General features: G+C 44.4%; 16 protein-coding genes and 2 rRNA genes. 7 read left to right on the top strand and 11 right to left on the bottom strand.

Going from position 1 to position 20,055, the window contains the following annotated elements; all coding sequences use genetic code 11:
* Positions 1 to 201: 201 nt before the first annotated feature.
* Positions 202 to 1,398 carry a GNAT family N-acetyltransferase gene (locus F6K46_RS28590; RefSeq protein WP_293063393.1) on the bottom strand — a complete coding sequence of 399 codons (1,197 nt, stop codon included), beginning with the start codon at positions 1,396 to 1,398 and terminating at the stop codon, positions 202 to 204.
* A gap of 735 nt (positions 1,399 to 2,133) precedes the next feature.
* Here F6K46_RS28590 and F6K46_RS28585 point away from each other — a divergent pair.
* A complete protein-coding gene (locus tag F6K46_RS28585) occupies positions 2,134 to 4,107 on the top strand; it encodes an ATP-binding protein (RefSeq protein ID WP_293063391.1) in 1,974 nt (657 codons plus the stop codon).
* A gap of 33 nt (positions 4,108 to 4,140) precedes the next feature.
* Here F6K46_RS28585 and F6K46_RS28580 read toward each other — a convergent pair whose 3' ends face one another.
* From F6K46_RS28580 to F6K46_RS28565, 4 genes are all read right to left on the bottom strand, one after another.
* Entirely contained in the window at positions 4,141 to 4,953 is an 813-nt protein-coding gene (locus tag F6K46_RS28580) for a GAF domain-containing protein (protein WP_293063389.1), read from the bottom strand.
* Positions 4,954 to 5,303: 350 nt separating this feature from the next.
* Entirely contained in the window at positions 5,304 to 7,487 is a 2,184-nt protein-coding gene (locus F6K46_RS28575; RefSeq protein WP_293063387.1) for an ATPase domain-containing protein, read from the bottom strand.
* A gap of 46 nt (positions 7,488 to 7,533) precedes the next feature.
* Positions 7,534 to 9,204: an ATPase domain-containing protein gene (locus F6K46_RS28570; RefSeq protein ID WP_075897665.1), complete on the bottom strand. Its 1,671-nt coding sequence runs from the start codon at positions 9,202 to 9,204 to the stop codon at positions 7,534 to 7,536.
* The gene (locus tag F6K46_RS28565) at positions 9,201 to 9,632 is read right to left on the bottom strand and encodes a hypothetical protein (protein ID WP_075897667.1); all 432 of its coding nucleotides are present in this window, start codon (positions 9,630 to 9,632) and stop codon (positions 9,201 to 9,203) included. Before F6K46_RS28565 ends, F6K46_RS28570 begins: the two co-directional genes overlap by 4 nt.
* Before the next feature lie 824 nt (positions 9,633 to 10,456).
* On the opposite strand from F6K46_RS28565, the gene F6K46_RS28560 reads away from it, so the two are divergent.
* A complete protein-coding gene (locus tag F6K46_RS28560; protein ID WP_075897669.1) occupies positions 10,457 to 11,629 on the top strand; it encodes a pyridoxal phosphate-dependent aminotransferase in 1,173 nt (390 codons plus the stop codon).
* A gap of 51 nt (positions 11,630 to 11,680) precedes the next feature.
* Complete coding sequence (locus tag F6K46_RS28555) at positions 11,681 to 11,803, top strand: hypothetical protein (protein ID WP_269086965.1); 123 nt, start codon at positions 11,681 to 11,683, stop codon at positions 11,801 to 11,803.
* Positions 11,804 to 12,700: 897 nt separating this feature from the next.
* Here F6K46_RS28555 and F6K46_RS28550 read toward each other — a convergent pair.
* From F6K46_RS28550 to F6K46_RS28540, 3 genes are all read right to left on the bottom strand, one after another.
* On the bottom strand, positions 12,701 to 13,606 hold the full coding sequence (locus F6K46_RS28550) for a DUF3598 family protein (RefSeq protein WP_293063383.1): 906 nt from the start codon (positions 13,604 to 13,606) through the stop codon (positions 12,701 to 12,703).
* A gap of 136 nt (positions 13,607 to 13,742) precedes the next feature.
* Positions 13,743 to 14,654, bottom strand: a complete 912-nt coding sequence (locus F6K46_RS28545) for an ABC transporter permease (RefSeq protein WP_293063381.1) — start codon at positions 14,652 to 14,654, stop codon at positions 13,743 to 13,745.
* A 444-nt stretch (positions 14,655 to 15,098) separates the two neighbouring features.
* Complete coding sequence (locus tag F6K46_RS28540; protein WP_293063379.1) at positions 15,099 to 15,302, bottom strand: hypothetical protein; 204 nt, start codon at positions 15,300 to 15,302, stop codon at positions 15,099 to 15,101.
* A 218-nt stretch (positions 15,303 to 15,520) separates the two neighbouring features.
* On the opposite strand from F6K46_RS28540, the gene def reads away from it, so the two are divergent.
* The gene (gene def, locus F6K46_RS28535) at positions 15,521 to 16,084 is read left to right on the top strand and encodes a peptide deformylase (protein ID WP_075897681.1); all 564 of its coding nucleotides are present in this window, start codon (positions 15,521 to 15,523) and stop codon (positions 16,082 to 16,084) included.
* Between the two features lie 426 nt (positions 16,085 to 16,510).
* Positions 16,511 to 16,714: a hypothetical protein gene (locus F6K46_RS28530; RefSeq protein WP_198953978.1), complete on the top strand. Its 204-nt coding sequence runs from the start codon at positions 16,511 to 16,513 to the stop codon at positions 16,712 to 16,714.
* Between the two features lie 244 nt (positions 16,715 to 16,958).
* On the opposite strand, the gene F6K46_RS28525 is transcribed toward F6K46_RS28530, so the two are convergent.
* Entirely contained in the window at positions 16,959 to 17,105 is a 147-nt protein-coding gene (locus F6K46_RS28525; protein WP_293063377.1) for a hypothetical protein, read from the bottom strand.
* Positions 17,106 to 17,237: 132 nt separating this feature from the next.
* Here F6K46_RS28525 and F6K46_RS28520 point away from each other — a divergent pair, with 132 nt between their 5' ends.
* Positions 17,238 to 18,608 carry a PrsW family glutamic-type intramembrane protease gene (locus tag F6K46_RS28520; RefSeq protein ID WP_070391809.1) on the top strand — a complete coding sequence of 457 codons (1,371 nt, stop codon included), beginning with the start codon at positions 17,238 to 17,240 and terminating at the stop codon, positions 18,606 to 18,608.
* A 176-nt stretch (positions 18,609 to 18,784) separates the two neighbouring features.
* Complete coding sequence (locus F6K46_RS28515) at positions 18,785 to 19,564, top strand: pentapeptide repeat-containing protein (RefSeq protein ID WP_075897685.1); 780 nt, start codon at positions 18,785 to 18,787, stop codon at positions 19,562 to 19,564.
* A 163-nt stretch (positions 19,565 to 19,727) separates the two neighbouring features.
* Here F6K46_RS28515 and rrf read toward each other — a convergent pair.
* Together rrf and F6K46_RS28505 are read right to left on the bottom strand one after the other, a co-directional pair.
* Positions 19,728 to 19,845: ribosomal RNA gene (gene rrf / locus F6K46_RS28510) — 5S ribosomal RNA — on the bottom strand.
* 85 nt (positions 19,846 to 19,930) lie between these two features.
* Positions 19,931 to 20,055, bottom strand: a 23S ribosomal RNA gene (locus tag F6K46_RS28505); the annotation flags it as partial.

Below are 20,055 nucleotides of genomic sequence, written 5' to 3'. Positions count from 1 at the left end.
GGCTGAGCAATACCTGATTTGTATGCTAGGAATTGGTAATATTAGCACACCTAATGACCTTATGTAAAGACCTGATCTCAAGTCAGATCCGGGAAATCTGATCGCGTAGCGTGGCCATTCGCGTAGCGTGGCCAATAGGCCAAGGCCAATCTGTGCTTTGTGCAAAAGCCACGTTTATTCAAAATACTCCTCAACTGCTCATCAATCCGGAATCTCAAACGTAATCTCGCGCTTGGTAAAGGGCAAATCTTGATTAATAGCCTCAATTTCCTCAAGTTCCATGACGTTAACCTCATCGATATAGTTTTGAAAAATCCGGTCAAAGCGTTTATCATAGAATCGGTGAACACTATGGTTAGCAGTTGCTGGGAAGCCACGACGCTTCTTGTGACGCCCACCAGCACCAGGGTCAAACATGGTGATGCCCTGGTCGATTGCCCAGTCAATCGGTGCATAGTAACAGGCTTCAAAATGTAGGCAGTCAAATTCTTCAAAACAGCCCCAATAACGACCATACAAATGATTGCCCTTATTGATACAAAAGGACATTCCCACTGGTTTTTGGTCATCCTCCTCCCGATAAGCAGCCATTAGTACCACTCGCTGACGGTAGTTAGGATACAATTGCTTAAAAAACTGGCGCGTGAGATATTTGCTACCCCACATAAATTTATCGCAGGTGCTGCTGTAGAAGCTGTAGATTAAGGGAAACAAGGATTTTTGAATCTCATCCCCCGTGAAGATTTTCAGGGTTAGACCTGCTTTGGCTACAGCCTTACGTTCTCGTTTAATATTGCGGCGTTGATTGGCATTAAAGACCTTTAGGTAATCCTCAAAACTGCTAAAGCCTTGGTTTTGCCAAATATAGCTGTGATGTAGCCAGCCCTTAAAACCATTGCGTTCAATTACTGGTCGCCAATCCGGGTCAACAAAGAGGAAGTGACAACCAGACAGATGATTGCGATCGCAAAAATGATCGATAGCACTGACCATTATCTGTGTCAGCTCATCTTCATCTTCTCCCGGTGCCATCAAAAACCGATAGCCTACCGCTGGGGTAAATGGTGTCATCCCCAACAACTTCGGATAGTAGGAAATGCCCAAGCGATAGGATAAATCCGCCCACTGTTGGTCAAAGACAAACTCTCCGTAACTGTGACCTTTGACATACATAGGTGCAGCCGCGATCAGCTGTCTATCTCGCCATACCGTTAAGTGATTGGGCAACCAACCCGTTTTAGCAGTAGCACTACCAGATGTTTCAATATTATTCAACCAGTCCCACTCCAGAAAAGGGGTTTTTAGGGGTTGGGCAAGGTCATCCCAAGCGGATTGGGGAATATCTGCCATGCGGTTGACCCAGATAACGGAATAGTCAAGCTTGGGTTGTTGAACCATTGGGGTAATCTAGGATTAGAGGAACTTGAGATTGGTAAAGTCAGCAATTCGGCTAGTATGCAAGTTTATTCGCGTAGCGTGGCCAAACGCGCCCCGCGTGGCCAATAGGCCAAGGCCAAGTCAGCAAGTCAGCAAGTCAGCAAGTCTGAAACAATTCCTGGGATCAATTACTGAGAAACTGGAATGTTTCTTACCTTGAGCCTTAACGTTTTTTCCGTTAACTTCAAGTATTTAACTTCAAGTTTTATTTAATTAGTCGAGGGGGTTATCAGAGGAGATATGACCAGATATCCCATCTCTTAGTTTAAGTTAAACTAACTTCACACTATAGGCACGCAAAGTACCTGCACCAAACAAGACCCCATCAGCGAGAGCCACTTGGTTTTCCAGATGGGCTAGAAAGGTTAGCAAATCTTTTCTATAACACATCTAGTCACGGACTTCAAACCCTGAAGGTCTTGATAGTCAGGGAAAACCTTGGTAGATCTACTCGAATCCTCCAAGGTATGCATCTATGCCTTTGTCCTTCCATCTGACGTTAAATGGACACAACCCTAGTTGAGAATGGCAGAGAAAAATTACTCAAATTAACTGGATTTATTTCAGTAAGTTTCCATAAACTAAATAGAGGGAATAAAGATATCAATCTGAGTACCAAGGTTGTAGTGAGTAATTGTAAACAAACCCCATTATCGTGCGGTTGGGTTGTTCTGAGCCATCAATATCAGACGAATTATGGTTAAGCTAGGTCTATCCTCCTTTCGTCGCATTCTACTTTCGCGCCTTCTGCTGCTAAGTGTGCCAGTCTTACTAGCAGGAGTGTATGTGACTTACACAAAGGCACGCTCATTGCTGTTGGACAGTGCTCGCCAAAATCTGACGGAAAGTGCTGTACTCCATGCACAGAGCATTCAAGAGTCAATTGCTGCCCTCAAAGCCAACTTGGTGAGTGCCAGTGAAGCTGTAGCCCTAAAGTCGGAATCCCCAACCGCCTATCAAAAATTTGTAGAACAATTGGCTCAACTGTTACCACATCAGATCGATTGTGTACAGTTGATGGAGCTACAGAGCAAAGCAATCGCCGCAAGTACCTGTGCTAACCAATTGCTAACTAACCGACCGACTTTTGTATCCTCGGTGCAGCAAAGTCAATCATTCGCTAACCGTTCTCAGGTTGAGGTAACCATACTACTGCCTAAACACCCCTCAAGAAACCCCTCAACAACTTTAACTAGCCAACTCTATCCCCCCAAGTCCACCAGTAAACTCAAACTAGTCCTGAGTGCCCCAGTCTATAACCGATCAGGTCAACTCCAGTTTGCCCTGATCATCCAGTCAGCTCTGCTACAGACACCAGCCTCACAACGGCAGATATTGTCGAGCTATCCGGTAGTGATTAACCAAGAAGGGCAAGTTTTGACTCATCACTATCAAGAGCCAGTGGCACAGAAGATCACAGACAAGATCAATCGGGAAGAAGAACAAGAGGGACTCAAAAGGGTTTTCGGAAAAGCGATCGCACAGGAACAAGATGTTGCTGAACCGTCGTACTGGATTAAAAACAACGTGGAATTAACCGCTGGCTATACCTCAATTCCAAGTCCGATTACTGCTGAGCTAGGTCAAAAGTGGGTGATTTTAGCGGTTACCCCCGTTGATATTGCTTTGGCTGGTCTCAAAGAGATTCAGCACGTTCTGCTAATCTTCACCTGTGGCTTGATTGGGGCAACCCTGTTGGCAACGATGTATGTTGCTCGGGAATTAGCTCGTCCTCTCGAACAACTCAGAGACTACGCTCTAAATCAATCTCAGTTCCTACCCTACGATCGTATACCCCAAAACTTCAAAATTAGGGAAGTTAACCAATTGTCGGAAGCTTTCGGTGGGATGATTGAACGCATGAAACATTGGGCAGAAGAACTCGAAGCTACTTGGAAAGAAGCCCAAACTGCTAATAAGTTCAAGAATGAATTCCTGGCGAATACCTCCCATGAACTGAGAACTCCCCTGAACGCCATCATTGGTTGTTTGCGACTAATACGGGATGGTTTCTGTGACAACCGCGAAGAAGAAATCGATTTTTTACAAAGGGCTGATCATGCTGCCATGCATCTGCTGGAAATCATTAATGACGTTCTAGATATGGCGAAGATTGAAGCTGGTAAATTATCGGTAAAAATTGAGCCGATTTACCTGTGGGAGTTGCTTGATGAAGTCATAAATTTACAGACTATTCCCATTCAGCAGAAAGGTCTTGAGTTTCATACCAGCGATTTGCATCAGGGGATTATCGTTCCTGCTGATCCAGCTAAGCTCAAGCAGGTTCTAATTAATGTAGTTGGTAACGCCACCAAATTTACAGACAATGGCAGCATTACCATTAAGACCCGAATTGAACCGCTACCCCTGTCTCAGAACAACAGAAGTTTTGCCAAGGCTTCTGATCTAACGTCTCATTCACAGGTTGTGATTATTGTTAAGGATACAGGTATTGGTATTGATTCGAGTCAACAGCAAAAACTATTTCGTCCCTTTGTGATGGTTGATGGCTCGACAACCAGGCAATGTGGTGGAACAGGGCTTGGTCTAGCTATTTCCCGGAATTTAATGGAAATGATGGGAGGTAGTATTACCCTGTTCAGTCCTGGAGAGGGTAAGGGTAGCACTGTTAAAATTACCTTGCCGATCATAGATGGAAAACGGGAATAGCGATGCAGCGCTTTTCTCGTACTGCCTGATCTGTTAAATTGACACACTAGTCATCTGTTGCGCCAATGAGCTGATAACCTTCAATTGTTCCTCACCAAAAGCGTCTGCTTCTGGACTAGCAATGGTAATGAGACCCTTGATTTTATGGTCATCAATCACTGGCACGCTCAGAAATGACCGCACTCCTGCCAAATCCAAACCCCCAGATACTATTCCCACTACCTGCCCATCATTTCCAATCACTGGTAAAGAAACCACGGCAACCCAAAGGTTACTCTTTGCCCGAAAAACTGTTGATATATAGGTGCGTCCCTTGATAGCTTGTTGAAAATAGCGGCGATCGGAATAGTCCTTACCAATTAAATCTAATTCCGGGGCTTCTGGGTAGCGATAAATCATCACCCCCTGACGATTGATTAGACTCCAGCCCGCCAATCCAGCCATCGCGTTTTGCATCAGGGTGCTCTCTCGTAGTGCTTGCCCTAAGGCAGCAACATTTAGCGATCGCGTTTCCGAACAAAATGCTAGAAAACTCAGGGTAACAAACAGTCGTTTCAGGTCATTTTGGGCTAAATAAGCGACGGTTTCTGGGGCATCAGTTTCCTCTGATGCTACTAACTCCATCTGAATTTGGTCAGGTTGAAGGTCTAGGTCAGTTAAGCTAGCCAAGGTAATCAGTGCTAAAGCTCGCAATTGCTCAGCCGCAGTATTAGTTGACTGCTGACCTAGCACAATAAGCAACCGAGTCTTTTGCTCTTCTAGGAGTAGCATACCATAAATTGGTGGGTCAATGGTTGCCTTGATTTGGTCAAAGGTTGTTTGCCACACCGGTTGCTTGCCTGTCATAATTTTTGAAAAAAAATGTTTTTATATTAAGGGGCAATGATATAGTGTAAAGGGGATAAGCGCCTTAGATCTAGACCATATTTCTCAAACAAACTTATAAATATAAGACTAACGGCTGAGAATAGTTGATCAGTTCATAAATTTTGGTATTTTGCGCGCGTCTTTCTGCAGTGGTCGATAGCAAACGTTTGTTCCGACAGGCTGATTTCGCCAGATTTTCTGGAAGCGTCGAGATATTTTCTACTGTTTGGGAAATGAATCGTGATTGACCTTGACCTTCTGTCACGCTACGGGAACGGTCACGCTACGCGATTGGCCGTAGGCCACGCTTTGCGAACGAGAATATTTGATTAAGATGGGGTGTTCTCAATCACAATCCCCTTAGTGGGGGAGATACTGTAAGGGTAGGGACGCTGATCTGCCTTAGCGCCACGAATTTTAGTAATTCGCAGCCAATTTTTGTAGCCAATGTCTGCTCCGTTATTCATTTCATCCCAGTCAGGTGAATAAAGGTCTACTACGACATCATAAAGGTTCAGTAAATTGTAGCGATCGCTTTTTTCCATGGCGTCCTGAGCAAAAATATCTAACACTGCCACATCAGGCTGACGGAGTTGGCAATTTTTGCGGTAGACCAGCTTAATAAATTCTCTAGGGGTGCAGCTGATTAGTAGAGGCGTGAGGGAGTCAAAGATTACTCGACAGGGTTTAGGCATCTGCTCAAGCTGTTGGGCAATCCTGAGTAAAAGCATCTCCGGGTCATTCAGATTCAGGTGTACAGAGCTTGCTGGCAATGTCTCTACCATGGGACTAAATGTATCGAGGATCACCAACTGCCCTGCTTCCAGGTAGGGGTCAGGGAGTAATCCCCAAGTTGGGAGGGTTTGATAAACTTGCTGCCTAGGAATATCGGCACTAATATATAAGACTGATTCTTGGCGATGCAAGCCACAGAGCAAAAACTGATAGGCTAGGGTACTCTTACCCAGTCCGGGAGCGCCCTCCACCAAGGAAGCGGTGTTATAGGGGATTTTGCCTGGGAGCAATTTTTCTAGTGACCCAAACACTAAATAGGGAGCATCCTCAATAAATTTTAATGATTCGGTGGTTGAGGGGGGAGATATTTGGCTGGCAGTGTACAATATCTCAATACCGTTTTCTGTGATTGCCATGCGGTGAGAACCACAGACATGGTCAGATGCTCGCATTTTAAATACTTCTAGATAGCGATCGCGTCTACGACCAACCAGTTCTTTTGATAGCATAATCATGCCATCGACAATGGTTTCTTCCACACCAAAGCTGGATAGGTGTCCAGTTTCATGAGCAGGGATACCTGAGATAAAGATACCCACTCCACCGATTTGTTGCATCAGGGTTGCTAATTGGAAGGTCTTTTCTCGCTGGATGGCTCGGTTATTGACTTTGTAGAACAAGACTGATAGTGAATCCACCACAAAACGTTGAGGCTGGAAGGAGGCGATTTCCTGAGCAATTTGATCTAGGTGTTCTTCAACCCGGATATTAGTTTGGGTAACAAAGACAATGCGCAGCATTTCCTGTTGAATCAGACGTTCTAAGTCCCAACCAAAACCGGCTGCCATCTGGGACAGATGAGAGGGGGTTTCCTCAAAAGAAAAGAGCAAGCCTTTTTCCCCTCGGTCAACTCCAGCCATGAGAAACTGTAGGGCAAAGGTAGTTTTACCAGTGCCAGCAACTCCCGAGAGGATGATTGAACGACCGTAAGGTATACCACCCCGTAACAGTTGATCCAAACCCGGAATTCCCATCACCATACGCCCTGCTGGAACTGACCAACTCACCGACTTTTGCCTGAGGGTTAGGGTAGGGCTGAGAATCCGCACCCCCACATTAGTGATCACAAAGGGAAATGGTTCCATATAAGGTGCCAGACCCCGTAATTTATGAACCTGTAACCAACGGCGTTGCTCCCCTGCCTCCTCATGGGTCGAAAGGTAAATGATGCCATCAGCCAAAGCAAATTCTGGACTGTGGTTAATCTGGGAGCGTTCGGATTCATTCACTAAAAAAGTCGTGCAACGAGCACTGGCGAGGCGAACCGATAGTTCGTAGCAAAAACGGCGGAAGTCACCACTTTTTTCGGTCAGGTCAGCAATGGCCTTAAAAGAGTCAATGACTATAACTTCTGCTTGATGTTGATTGACCAAACCCACTATATGATCCGCCAACCTAGGCATCGGTTGTTCAATTAAGAATGAGCCAATATCACTATAGATCACCTGCTCACCAAATACTTGAGCATCGAAGAATTGGAAGTGCTGCATATAACGCACCACCTTAAGGGTTGGCTCGGAAAGGGTACTGAGGTAAAGAGCTCTCTTATGGGGTTGCTGCTTGATAGTGTTAAAGAGAATCTGCTGCACCAAAATTGTTTTGCCAGTGCCAGGAGCCCCTGCCAAGATATTCAATGAGTAGATGGGAAAGCCACCGCCCAAAACTGCATCCAGATTTGGCACTCCTGTAGGCATTAATTTGATTGTGGGCTTAGTCATTAGCCATTAGTCATTAGTCATTAGTGGTAATTTAACTAATAATCAATCAAATCGTAGCTTTGTAATAGGTTGTGTTCTGATGTTCCCAGGTAATTACCATACCCTGCTGCTTCAGATTCTCTAACTCATGGAGCAAGTCTTGAGGGCTGAATCCAGTGCGATTTGCTAATTCATTTACGTCCATCTCCTCCACCCCCTTCAAGATTTCCATGATATTACGACTCTGGTTAAGCAACTCCTTAAAGCCATTGTCATTCAAGTAATTATTATTAAAGACAGGCATTCCAGTCAGCACACCAGTTTGAGCTTCAATCACCTCGTTGATGCTAATTCCACCTGAGGTAATTTCAAAAAACCGGATTTCTTTGCTGTGGGGCGCTCCCCTGACCTTCATAATGTTTATGGCTCGTCCAATGCGACCGGATAGTTCTACATAGCGCAAGAGGATAACATTATCCACCACAAAGGATACGCCATGTTCACTCAACTGAAACGGTCCGAATAGCTCCCCAATTTCGTTGGTTACGATGGTGGTCACACCTTGAAGTTTCAACTGGTTCACTAAGGAGTAAATATAGTCTTTGTAGCGAACCTTATTTGGGGTGGCAATCTCAATATCCTTGAGAGAATCAAGCATAATCCGGCGAGCCTTAACCCTGTCGACAACAGCTTTAACCTTAGCAGCATGGATATCCGGCTGTAGTTCTACGGGAGAATCATACATATGCACTAGCATTCCCTGGTTTTCCATCGCCTCTAAATCCCAACCTAAGGACATGGCAATGGCTTTGAGCTGTTGGGGATTTTCTTGAAAGGTAACAATTACTCCAGGCTCCCCTTTGAGAATTCCAGCCACAATGAAGTGAAGTCCCATCAAGGTTTTACCAGTGCCTGCGCCTCCAGCAACCATAGTTGCCGTGCTATGCTGCAATCCCCCATCTAACATCCTATCCAGTTCAGGGATGCCAGTGGAAAGTTTTTCTTGGCTGACCTGGGTCTTCATCCATAAGTTTTTCAGCATCTTAATCCGGGGATAGACTTCTATGCCAGTCTGACTGATTTCAAAGGGGTGCAACCCGGTAAAATAATTTTCCCCCCTGAGTTTGAGCACATCTAAATAACGCTGGAAGTGTAACCCCAGAGGCTGATTTTGCAGACGAATAATCCCATCGGCGATGGCAAAGATCGGTTGATGTTTAATTTCTTCGTCAGTGTATTCCCCTACTAAAAAAGCTGTTACTCCCCAAGTGGTCAGACGCACTGAGAGGTCGTAGCCAAACTTACGTACTTCTACAGGATCCGTTGCCAAATCATGAATGGCTTTGAAGCTATCAATGCCGATCAGCGCAGGTCGGTACTCTTTTACGTAATTAATAATGGCAGCGACCGCTTCTGTTAGACCCTGCTCTCGGATAATCTCGCCGATGTCGAGATAAATTACCGCAGTACCTACCTTACTGGGGTCAAAAAAATCAAACTTTTGTAGGTAGTGCAGTAATTTTACTGAAGGTTCTGATAGGGTAACTAGATAAAGCGCTTTGTGCTCTGTACTAGCATTGGTGTATAGTATTTGCTGGGTAAAGATCGTCTTACCAGATCCGGGTGGCCCAGTGATGATGTTAATGGACAATTCCGGAATACCACCAGCGAGAATCGAGTCTAGACCAGGAATACTAGTAGGCAGTTTACCTAAGGGCTTTGTCCGAGGCCTGATCATATAAGTTTTTTCCCTTCAATTTCCTTGAGTAATTGTCTGACTAGAATGTCGCCCGTCAAGATGGCTAGAATATCGATTAGGGTTGTGACTAACTCTTTGAGGGCCTCACGAATTAGTAACCGTTGTTCTGGTGAAACCTTTTGGCGAAACACCTCAAACGAAACTCCCTCGGCACTTGATTCTATGTAGCCAATCAGGGGATATTTTTCCGCTGTCAAAGCTAGAGATCTTTCCATAATCGACACTACTGTCACTCTACCTAAGGTCGGCATAATCCGGTTCCAGATCGTGGTGAGCAAATCTTCGTAAATGTCGATAACTTCTTCCTTACGGGCCTCTGTCTTCGCCTGGTCAACTTGATCCTGGACTAGCTGTTCAGCTAATGGTTGTGCCGATCGCATCTCCATTTCTCTATTAGGATCGCTCATCGCACTCTCCTCAAATTTTCGTGCCCAGTTAAGGTTAAGAAAACTATTAGTTCTAGCTGAGGGGGTTATATAATAAGCACTGAAATGCCCACTATATAAAGTTTTAGGCCAATAACTCAGGCAAGATACAGACCGAAATTGACCCTGGATTCATTGTCAGCCATGCAAAGCGCGAGTGGGGGAAAGCATGGCAGTTGCTCGTGGGGGTTACCCCCAATACCGCACTGCCTCCCCGTGAGGCCACCGCATCGCTTTCTGGAAGCTTAAACCCTTATAACTAGGTGCAATTAAGCGCCCAAAACAGCATGTATCTTTCTGTTACTTATGGGCTGAAATTATTACCCAGTAAGGATTTCAGCTTACATGTCGCCCCCCCAGTAGTTCTCTTCATGGCTATCTATGGATAACTACCAGTTTATCCCATCAATTTCCACAGCTTATTATATTATCAAAAGTCATAAGATTAGTTAGGTATTTTTTTAGATTTTTTTAATATTTATTTAGTAATACCGAATTAAAAACAAACAAAAATTAATACAAAAATATTTAAATATAATTAACATAACTTTTCTTAAAGGAAAATTAAACAACGCCTCTAAGGATAGTAACACAATACTGAAGCAATAGAAAAATTCAGTTTTTTTTTATCTCGATTAACTGCTCATACCAAATCCTGTTCCCATACCCCCCTGATCCGCATCGCCCTAGATTCCTGGCATAAAAAGATTTGGTCGATTTTTATAAAGGGGTAATGACCAAGCGGATTTGGTATGAGATTCGCTAGTATAAACCACTGGTGCGTTCACTCAACAAAAGAAGAAACTATGAGAAACTTGACCTCCCGCATGGAGGCGGTGCAGTTGCCAGTCATTCCCATGGTTGGCGAACTGATCCGTAAATATCCTGAGACCATATCCTTAGGACAGGGGGTGGTCTATTATGATCCCCCCCCAGAGGCAATGGCAATGTTGCGTGAATTCTACAGCTTACCAGGTAATCATAAGTACAAACCCGTACATGGAATTGCGGCCTTGCGAGAGGCAATTGAGGCAAAACTGAAAACTGATAACGATATTGAAATCAATTCTGCTCACCGCATCGTTGTCACCGCAGGAAGCAACATGGCGTTCATGAACGCGATTCTAGGAATTACCACTCCCGGGGACGAGATTATTCTTCAAACGCCTTACTATTTCAACCAGGAAATGGCGATTCAGATGGCAAGCTGTCATCCAGTGCTGGTGCCAACCGATCAGAATTACCAGCTACGTCCGTCCGCGATCGCACAGGCTATTACCGATAGAACCCGGGCAGTAGTTACCATATCACCTAATAATCCTACTGGGGCGGTATATTCCGAAGAGGCATTGCGTCAGGTAAATCAACTTTGTGCCGATCACGGAATTTACCACATTAGTGATGAAGCTTATGAGTATTTTACTTACAACGGGGTGAAACACTTTTCCCCAGGTGCCTTTCCCGAAAGTAGTCAACACACTATTTCTCTGTACAGCCTCTCCAAAGCCTACGGTTTTGCCAGTTGGCGGATTGGCTACATGATTATTCCAGAACACTTGTTTGAACCAATTCAAAAAGTTCAGGATACAATCCTAATTTGTCCCCCAGTCATTTCTCAGTATGCGGCTTTAGGGGCATTGAATACTCGAAAAAATTACTGTCAACCTCATATTAATGCGATCGCGTCTGTACGAAAGGTGGTATTGAACTCCCTGAAACGTCTAGAGGGTTTGTGTACCATTGGTTCTGCGGATGGAGCGTTCTATGTTTTCCTAAAAGTGGATACTCAGTTGGATGCTTTTGAATTGGTAGAGAGACTGATTCGGGAACATCGAGTAGCTGTGATGCCAGGTACCGCCTTTGGTATTGAGGATGGGTGTTACCTCAGACTTGCTTATGGTGCTTTGCAAAAAGAAACTGTAGCAGAAGGTATTGAACGATTCGTTGCAGGTCTTAACGAAATTTTACAAAAAGTTTGACCTAAGGGCAGGAGATGCAAAAAATATTGTGTAGAAAAATTGACTCACAAATTGTCTACAAGGGATGAGGTATTAGACCAGTTTTTTTGTAAGCATTCAGCTATCAGCCGTCAGCCGTCAGCTAATCAACGGGAGATAGTAAACAAGCTGGGGGGTGCTAGTACTGCTGCTTGAAAATCCCTGCTCGTTTTACTGATCCGACCCCGTGCAGCTCTCGCCCCTGTTAGCTGATAGCTGATAGCTGACGGCTGAATGTTTACGTTTTTTTTATAGTGAACCCACCAAGAAGGGGTGGGTTCATAATACATGCTTATTGAGACTGATGTCATCTAAACCTGCTTACTGGCTTGGTTTTGGCAAAGTCTGGTTAGGCGTTATTGATGCTTCTGTCTGGCAGAATCCACCATAACACCGGAGACAAAATCATACAGGAAATAGAAAAAATAAACACCAGTAATAGAACTTGGCTCAGTTCGCTATCCATAGGTCTTACCTCTTTATTATCAACTCAGGCTTTTTAAAGCCTCTAGATTTATACTTCAATCTGACTTAAGTGTATTCCGGATAACAAATTCTGGGTAGTTCTTATGGTAAATATTTGTCTACTCTGGTAAACTTTATGGTTAATTTATAATAAGTTTTATTGCAAAGTCGCTGAAATTCCAAAAATATCATCCCAAATGCGTAGGTGCGCTTTCCGTTGGCGAATTAAATTCGCCACGGGTCGCACCTGTTGACTAATTATTATTCCCTTCTCAAGTAATCGGTAATTGGTAATGGGTAATTAACAGTTAGCAACTAACAATTACCCATTACCAAAAATTCAGGGACTATTTGGGAAGTGATTAACTGGACTTGGTATCAGTGTTTTATTGATGTAGGAAACCACCTGGTTAGCCAAACATATCTGACACGGTTCGTTGGAACGAATTCATTACCAAAATGTTTTTTATTCGAAGTCATTATAAATACTTACACTATCAATTATCTTGAAAATGCTATATATAATATCGAGTCAGGTTGAATGGGTTGTAAACAAGCTTACCTACTTCATCCTTGATACTTTATCTTTTATTCTTTTATATAATGCCCAGAAGATACTTTGTGCTCTCTTACCAAAGTAAGACTAACCCATTGCCCTTTATCGTTAAAAGAGCGAATCAGTCGCTGACGTTGGTTAGGTTGCCACAGCCAACCTACTTCTAGAAAGAAGGAATGACCTGGCTTAACCGTTATTGGACAAGTAGACGATGCCCCATCGGGCAATAATAAAACTTGAGTAGAAACAGCACCCTTCTCTTGGTGCGCGTTCCCTAGGTCGGGAAACCCGACCGGGGTCGCACCGCCGTCAAAATACAGAATTGAGCCATCAATCTTAGCACTAGAGGTGATGGTACGTAATGATTCTCCTGTTCCAAATGTCAGTTGTTGTACTAAGCGGTTACTTTGATCATGCTGGAGTTTAAGGTGAGTAGGATAGATGTTAGGCGTCCGCAAATCAGAATAAAGGGTTACTGCCTCTCCACGCCACTCTCCGAGCAACTGTTCCAAGGTTAATGGTGGACGTTCTGGTGTATCCGTACCCCCCAGTTTTTCTCGAATTAAGGTCAACTGCTTCAGCTGACTCTCCCTGTTATACAGTTGCACCATCCGCAGACGACGGTTACCCTCAATCAAGCCAAATTCTGCCCCAAATTCGCCATAAGGAATCCACTGTAGTGCGCCTTGGGAAAACGCACCACTGTCAAAGAACATAAGATAGCGATCTACATTGGTGTATTCGAGAATTCGGTTGAATATAGCTTGTTCAGGTGGCAGATAGCGAAGAGTCAAACGAATTTTTTGGTTATCGTCGAGTCCTTCTATGGTGAGCACAGAGGGAATATCTTTTAACTGTTGCCCTTTTGGTGAGAATGTGGTAAATGAACCATGCCAACTCCCTTGATTTTGCAAAAAACATTCCCATTGCGATCGCATAAGTAGTCTTTAGTTATTAGCTCTTAGTCATTAGTCATTGGTCATCAGTCCTCTGTTACTCTGAACCACTTCCCATGACCCTAACCACTGACAAAATACCAGAATTAGACCAAATTTAGGTAACTGTCTACTAACCTCATTTCCCGATAGCGATGCTTTCGAGACTAACAGCTAAGCAACTACCGAGCAAACCCACTGAACCCCCCAGAATCAACAACAGTAAGGGTAGCACAACAATTTTCAGTGGGTCCGGTGGCACCACTGTAGCGATAAATTCGATAAAATCAGGTCCAGTCGCGAGCAGATTAATCAGAAATTGCCGCAGACCGATCAACAAAACCCAGGCTAGGACTGCTCCAGCTACACCAAAAGTAATTCCTTGCAACATGAACGGCAGATAAATCCAGGATCTGGTTGCCCCAACTAGCTGCATAATCTCAATTTCCTGGCGTCTTGCGATCACAATCAGGCGCATTGTGGTGGTAACAACTGCCACTGCGGTCAGACTGAGAATGGTAGTAATGATCAGACTCACCCAGCCTAAACCGTGATGAAGCTGTCGCATTTGTTTGAGAGTCTGATCCATATACTGCACCTGATCTATTCCTGGCAACTGTGACAATTGCTGGGCAAGAATTAGCACATCCTTTGGTTTGCTTACCTTTACCTTCAGTTCATCCACTAGGGGATTCCCTTCCAACTGTTCCGTAGCAGCAGCAATGTCCGAAATTCCTAGTTCCTCAACCAAGGATGCCCAAGCTTTTTCTTTGGAAATGGTTTGAACCGCCATCACCTTGGGCAGTTTCTGAACTGCTGGTAAGACCATTTCTGCCTCAGCCCCTGGTTCGAGATAAACAGCTACTTCTAGTTGATTCCCCAACTGATTGAGTAGCCCACCTAACTGCCAGGAGGCTTGCCAGCTTATACCAAAGAGAAATAATAGGACAGTGACCGTGCTAACCGCCGCCCAGTTGATCCAGCCGCCACGTTGTAGACCTAAGAAAGTTTCCCGCAGCAGGTAATCCAGTTGAGTGAGAAATTTAAACATCCATCCCTGAGTTGGTGTTACTTTTGGGTTTTAACCGATAGAGCTACTAGTTTCAAGGAAAATCAAAAGCCGTAGAAGAATTTTGGGATAGCAATAAATCACAAGAAACGTACGATTCTGAAATAACTCCCACCTATGGGCGACCAGGGATAATCAATGAAATCATTGGGGCGCATTCCCCATCCCCTCTCTTGGTGCGCGTTCGGTGTGGGCGTTGGAACCTCGCGCCTTGTCGCACCGCAGCGAAGCGCGAAGGCTGTTGGGGGGTGGGGCATGATAAACTAAGCAAGCGAGGCAAGACTATAATAATAGACCAACTTAGGCACTCTGTCTTAGGCACTCTGTTGAACAAAAATGAGCGACGCATTCCCCCACCTGGCCTACGGCCACGCTGCGCGAACGTTCAGGTGGGGGTTAGGAGCGCCAAAATGTGATATAATGGCATCATCTTGAGCGGTACGGCAAAGGACAGACAAGATTCTGAGCAACCCTGAGGCACGACCTCTCTACGATTGGGAAAATTAACTTATAAATCTTTTCGAGTCGGTTCATAAACGTCAGACTCTCAGGTAAAAGCTTCATTGAATAAGCCCCATAGCGGAAGCGATGCAGCGCGGTCTTGGGGGTTTCCCCCATGAGCGACTGCATCAAGACAACGACTTGGGGGAACATGCCAGCAAAAGTCCTGGATGTTCGGCGAGGATGCCGCCTGTCGCGAGGGATAAACCCTTGTAATCAAGACGGATACCCCCACCTCGCGAACGCAGGTGGGGGAAGCATTCATGAATCTTTCTGTTGAGTGTTCTAATCCCTTAGCAGCTCTAGTCTAACCCTAACCATAGCCTGACTAACAAGTCGATAACCCCATGACTGCTGAACTTATCGTTGAAAAGAAAAAATTAGAGAATCCACCATTAACAATTCATTATCTAGGCGATCGCGTCCTGCGTCAGCCTGCCAAGCGGGTTGCTAAAGTAGACCACAACATCCGGAAATTAGCTGAGCAAATGCTGCAAACCATGTACAGTGCGGATGGTATCGGTTTGGCAGCCCCTCAGGTCGGGATTAATAAGCAAATGATTGTGGTTGATTGTGAACCTAATAACCCAGACAACCAACCACTGGTGTTAATTAACCCAGAAATCAAGAGTTTTGGTCGCACCCCGTGTGATGGCCAGGAAGGTTGTTTGAGCATCCCCGGTGTCTATTTAGATGTCACCCGTCCAGACGAAATTGAAGTAGCCTACAAGGATCAAAACGGACGCCCTAGAACCTTAAAGGCGAATGGATTACTATCTCGCGTCATTCAGCATGAGATAGACCACCTTAAAGGAGTGATGTTTGTTGATCGGGTGCAAAATGGTCTCGCCTTGACTGAAGAATTGAATAAGCACGGTTTCTCACCCCAAGCGGTGAAACCCATTCAATAACTATACCAATCTGATTTTATTTGTGAAACCTCTGGTGAGGTGGTGATCGGGTGATGGAAAAGACTATAAGCACCTGTTATTGTTCAATTTTAAATTACGATTGCTATAGTCACAGTTGCTATAGTCACAGTAATCTTTCTACTCCCTTAACCTTCTACAATTTACTCAACTGTGACTGCTCTTATAAACTTGATCTGAAGTTCGGTTAATCACTTATAATAGGGTTTATATTATCGGTATAAATTAAGGTATAAATTAAAAATTTGCAATTGTCAATATTCAATGCTTAATTAACTAACACCCAAGCATGATAAATAGTAAAAATCACTAGATATGACCTATTACTTAGCGGTTAGCTCTAATTGATTGCGCCACAGCTAATTTAAGTCTTATGATTTCTGATAATAATCTGTCACAAAAAAGCTTATGATGACACCAAAAAGTGCTCTGTTTTTGATGATTGCCTGTGTTGCTGGGATTGCGGCTGTGGGTTCAATTTTTGAACTTTCCTATGGTGACCCCGAGTTAGGTAAGTTGGTGACTGGAATTATCCTCGCTGCTAGTATTCCTATTGGTGGTCTCTCTTTCTACCTAGCGGTGCTTGATGCCAGGGCGAATATAAAGGGCTAAGGACATTTGAAAAAATAGTAGTGTAATTCGTTTGGTGGTGCAATTCCTTTGCTATAAACCATCGAAAACTATGGGTGATTAGGATCCAAGGATATACAAAAACGTTGCACAACTGATTACTATCCTGGTGATGTTAATGCAGCCAAAGTAATCCAAAGGCTCTGCTAAGGCGACCGTTGGGCATTTGGGAAGTACGGAACGGATGCAGCGCGTTCTTGGGGAGCCAGTCGGCCAAAGGGGTTTCCTACTGGGCTGGAGAGCGATGCAGCGCCTTCATGCGGGGGTTTCCCCCACTCGCTATTGCATCAAGACAGGTGCGGAACACTGCGATCGCACACAGACCCATGCGCCATGAGCGACTGCCGTCAAAACCCCCACTCGCGTTCTGCATCAAGACAGGGTCGATGTTTCCTATATCTGTGTTGATCGAGAGATCTGCAAAGGAAAGAAACGTTCTTGAAACTAGAATCCCCTGCCGGATTAGCATGGGGAGTGTGAATAACCAATAACGACCAAAGTAGCAATGACTGGTCAAGTTTACAGTGGATTTCTGCGCCAGCTTTCCACTAGTGATAACAAAGAGATACTTGCCGTACTACCCCTTTCTGAATTAGAGGATAACGTCATTGGACGTGACCCTAACTGTAAAATTTCCTTAGATCCCTATCGCTACGTCAGCGTATCGCGCCGTCATGCGGTAATTAGCCCTCTGACCCCTCTAAAAAATGGCTGTCCCCGCTGGGAAATTTGTGACCTTGATAGTGTGAATGGCACCTATGTGAATGGCGAATATTTGCAGGGTTGTCAGGAATTGCAGTCAGGGGATCGGATTGAGTTGGGTCACGATGGTCCAAAATTCATCTTTGAGTGCGAGGTAACGACATCCCTTGATTTGCCATCCATCCCATCCCACACTATTGCCATAGAAAAACCCCTAAAACCGATTAGCAAGATACCAAAGCCTCAGACCGATTATGTCACCTTCACCCAACTGTTTCCCATCTTGTCAACAGGACGGGATTTAAATCAGAAAGCTTTTTTGGCTCCTGGTATCGTGACTGTACTCTTTGTCGTATCAATGTTTGCTGCAGTTGGTCAACCAGTAGTTTTTAATCTTTTGCTAGCTGCCTACTTGGCAGGATTAGCCTATTACTTTGTTTACCAACTTTGTGGCAAACCTAAACCTTGGTGGGTGCTGTTAGGTAGTACTCTATCCACCAGTTTAATTTTGGTCAGTCCGCTGCTGCCCCTATTTATCAAAATTTTTCGGGGAATTTTACCTGGCGATATACCACAACTAGGTGAAGTTATCAACTTGACTACTTTATTCATCCGGATGTTTTTTGGTGCTGGGTTAATGGAAGAGTTGCTCAAGGCTATACCTATGCTGGGACTATATGGTTTGGGACATTTCCTGCGTACCCCTTGGCGAGAAAGAATTGGTGTCTGGGAACCCCTCGATGGAATTTTATTGGGGACAGCATCGGGGGTGGGATTTACTTTGGTAGAAACCTTAGGGCAATATGTGCCGAATATTATAGACGGTGTGATACTGCCAACTACTGAATTGGAGGGTGACCTGTTAGGATTGCAGTTGCTGATTCCTCGGGTTCTTGGGTCAGTGGCAGGACACATGGCTTATAGTGGATACTTCGGGTATTTTATTGGGTTAAGCGTCCTCAAACCCCGTAAGCGTTGGCAGATCATAGGCATTGGCTATCTGAATGCTTCTGCTCTGCATGCCTTGTGGAATGCCATGGGATATGTTAATAGTATACTCTTGGCAATAGTTGGGGTTGTGTCCTACGTCTTTTTAACAGCGGCAATTCTCAAAGCAAGGGCACTGTCACCAACGCGATCGCAAAACTTCGCCACCCAATTTTTTAAAAATTAGGGATAATTATGAAAGTTTAAGGTTTAAAGTTTAAGGTTTAAAGTGTAGCCTTTAAAGGGGTTTAGACGTTTAGCCTATCACGTTAAGTAAAAACTTTAACCAGAACTAGGATTGACACTTCATAATTCATAATTGCTAATTCATAATTAGCAGCTGTTGGAAAAACAATGAATTCCATGAACATCAAACTCACAATTGTCACCACTGCGGCTTTACTAACTACGACCAGCCTCAGCACCATTGCTAAAGCTGAAAATCTAGCTCATACTCAACAGTTACTGTCAACCAAACAGTGTCAAGGGTGTGATTTAACTAGGGTAGGTTTGATTATGGCTGACTTAGTGGGTGCTAATCTGGCTGGGGCTGATTTGAGTCGTGCTAATCTCAGCCGTGCTAATTTGACAGGAGCTGACCTGAGTGGTGCCAATCTCAGTGGTGCTTCTCTCAATGGTGCTAATCTTGCTGGTGCTAATCTTGCTGGTGCTAACTTATTCAGTACTGACCTGAGGGAAGCGTTTTTAGTTAATGCCCAATTGTATGGTGTGAGCTTGAGTAATGCTTATATACAAGGAACCATTGGTATTCCAGATTATGCAGGTACCGCAGAAGATTTTTATGCGTGGGGAGTAGTAGAAGCCAAAAGAGGTAACTACAAAACTGCCATTGAGTATTACGACAAAACCTTGAGCATGAAGCCTGACTTTGCTCCAGCTTTTTTGGCTCGTGGTATGGCTCGTTTCCGACTGGGAGAGGAAGTAGCAGCGACCCAAGATGGTACGATTGCTAGTGAACTGTTTAAAGAACAAGGAAATATTCCTGGATACCAGGCGTCACAGAGTTTGGTTAAAGGGATAGAAATTGCCCAAAATTCTACAACCTCTAAAGGAGGTTCTAATTTAGGCAACGCTTTGGCATCGGTTGGGAGCATACTCTTGAGATTTCTTTCTCCGTTTTAAGTTGGTATTTTAATTGGCTAAATTTTAATAAGTTGCTAAATTTTAGGTGTAGGCTGATGGCCAAGCACAACTATCCCTATTTCCTAGAACTATCCCTATTTCCTAAAATACAAAACCTCCTCAGGTCAAGATTACCTAAGGAGGCTTTAGTCTAAATTAATTATCCTGGCACTGAGCTATTTTAGCAGGCAGCTACCCACCAACTATCTTCGCCGCAGCTACGTTTCACCTCCGAGTTCGGGATGGGGTCGGTGTGGTTCCGTCGCGCTATAAGCACCAGGAAGGTGGAATGGGCATCTTGCCCGTTCTGCTTCCGAACCATTAAGATTGCATAGCTAGTGTCAAAGCCAAATTTCGAGGTTTTTTATGGTCAAGCCCTCGGTCAGTTAGTACGTCTCGGCTTCATCTATTACTAAACTTCCACCTAACGCCTATCAACAGCTGTTCTCGCTGTGACCTTACCTCCTTAACAGAGTGAGAGTACTCATCTT

Origin of the sequence: Moorena sp. SIO3E8, assembly GCF_010692445.1 — a bacterium.
Lineage (GTDB): Bacteria > Cyanobacteriota > Cyanobacteriia > Cyanobacteriales > Coleofasciculaceae > Moorena > Moorena bouillonii.
Note: the sequence above shows the minus strand (reverse complement) of the source record. Positions and strands in the feature narration are given on the sequence as shown.

Bases quoted from the DNA above. Each gene is read 5' to 3' on its own strand.
- F6K46_RS28590 (WP_293063393.1), bottom strand. From the start codon at position 1,398: ATGGTTCAACAACCCAAGCTTGACTATTCCGTTATCTGGGTCAACCGC.
- F6K46_RS28585 (WP_293063391.1), top strand. From the start codon at position 2,134: ATGGTTAAGCTAGGTCTATCCTCCTTTCGTCGCATTCTACTTTCGCGC.
- F6K46_RS28580 (WP_293063389.1), bottom strand. From the start codon at position 4,953: ATGACAGGCAAGCAACCGGTGTGGCAAACAACCTTTGACCAAATCAAG.
- F6K46_RS28575 (WP_293063387.1), bottom strand. From the start codon at position 7,487: ATGACTAAGCCCACAATCAAATTAATGCCTACAGGAGTGCCAAATCTG.
- F6K46_RS28570 (WP_075897665.1), bottom strand. From the start codon at position 9,204: ATGATCAGGCCTCGGACAAAGCCCTTAGGTAAACTGCCTACTAGTATT.
- F6K46_RS28565 (WP_075897667.1), bottom strand. From the start codon at position 9,632: ATGAGCGATCCTAATAGAGAAATGGAGATGCGATCGGCACAACCATTA.
- F6K46_RS28560 (WP_075897669.1), top strand. From the start codon at position 10,457: ATGAGAAACTTGACCTCCCGCATGGAGGCGGTGCAGTTGCCAGTCATT.
- F6K46_RS28550 (WP_293063383.1), bottom strand. From the start codon at position 13,606: ATGCGATCGCAATGGGAATGTTTTTTGCAAAATCAAGGGAGTTGGCAT.
- F6K46_RS28545 (WP_293063381.1), bottom strand. From the start codon at position 14,654: ATGTTTAAATTTCTCACTCAACTGGATTACCTGCTGCGGGAAACTTTC.
- F6K46_RS28540 (WP_293063379.1), bottom strand. From the start codon at position 15,302: ATGCAGTCGCTCATGGGGGAAACCCCCAAGACCGCGCTGCATCGCTTC.
- def (WP_075897681.1), top strand. From the start codon at position 15,521: ATGACTGCTGAACTTATCGTTGAAAAGAAAAAATTAGAGAATCCACCA.
- F6K46_RS28530 (WP_198953978.1), top strand. From the start codon at position 16,511: ATGATGACACCAAAAAGTGCTCTGTTTTTGATGATTGCCTGTGTTGCT.
- F6K46_RS28525 (WP_293063377.1), bottom strand. From the start codon at position 17,105: ATGCAGAACGCGAGTGGGGGTTTTGACGGCAGTCGCTCATGGCGCATG.
- F6K46_RS28520 (WP_070391809.1), top strand. From the start codon at position 17,238: ATGACTGGTCAAGTTTACAGTGGATTTCTGCGCCAGCTTTCCACTAGT.
- F6K46_RS28515 (WP_075897685.1), top strand. From the start codon at position 18,785: ATGAACATCAAACTCACAATTGTCACCACTGCGGCTTTACTAACTACG.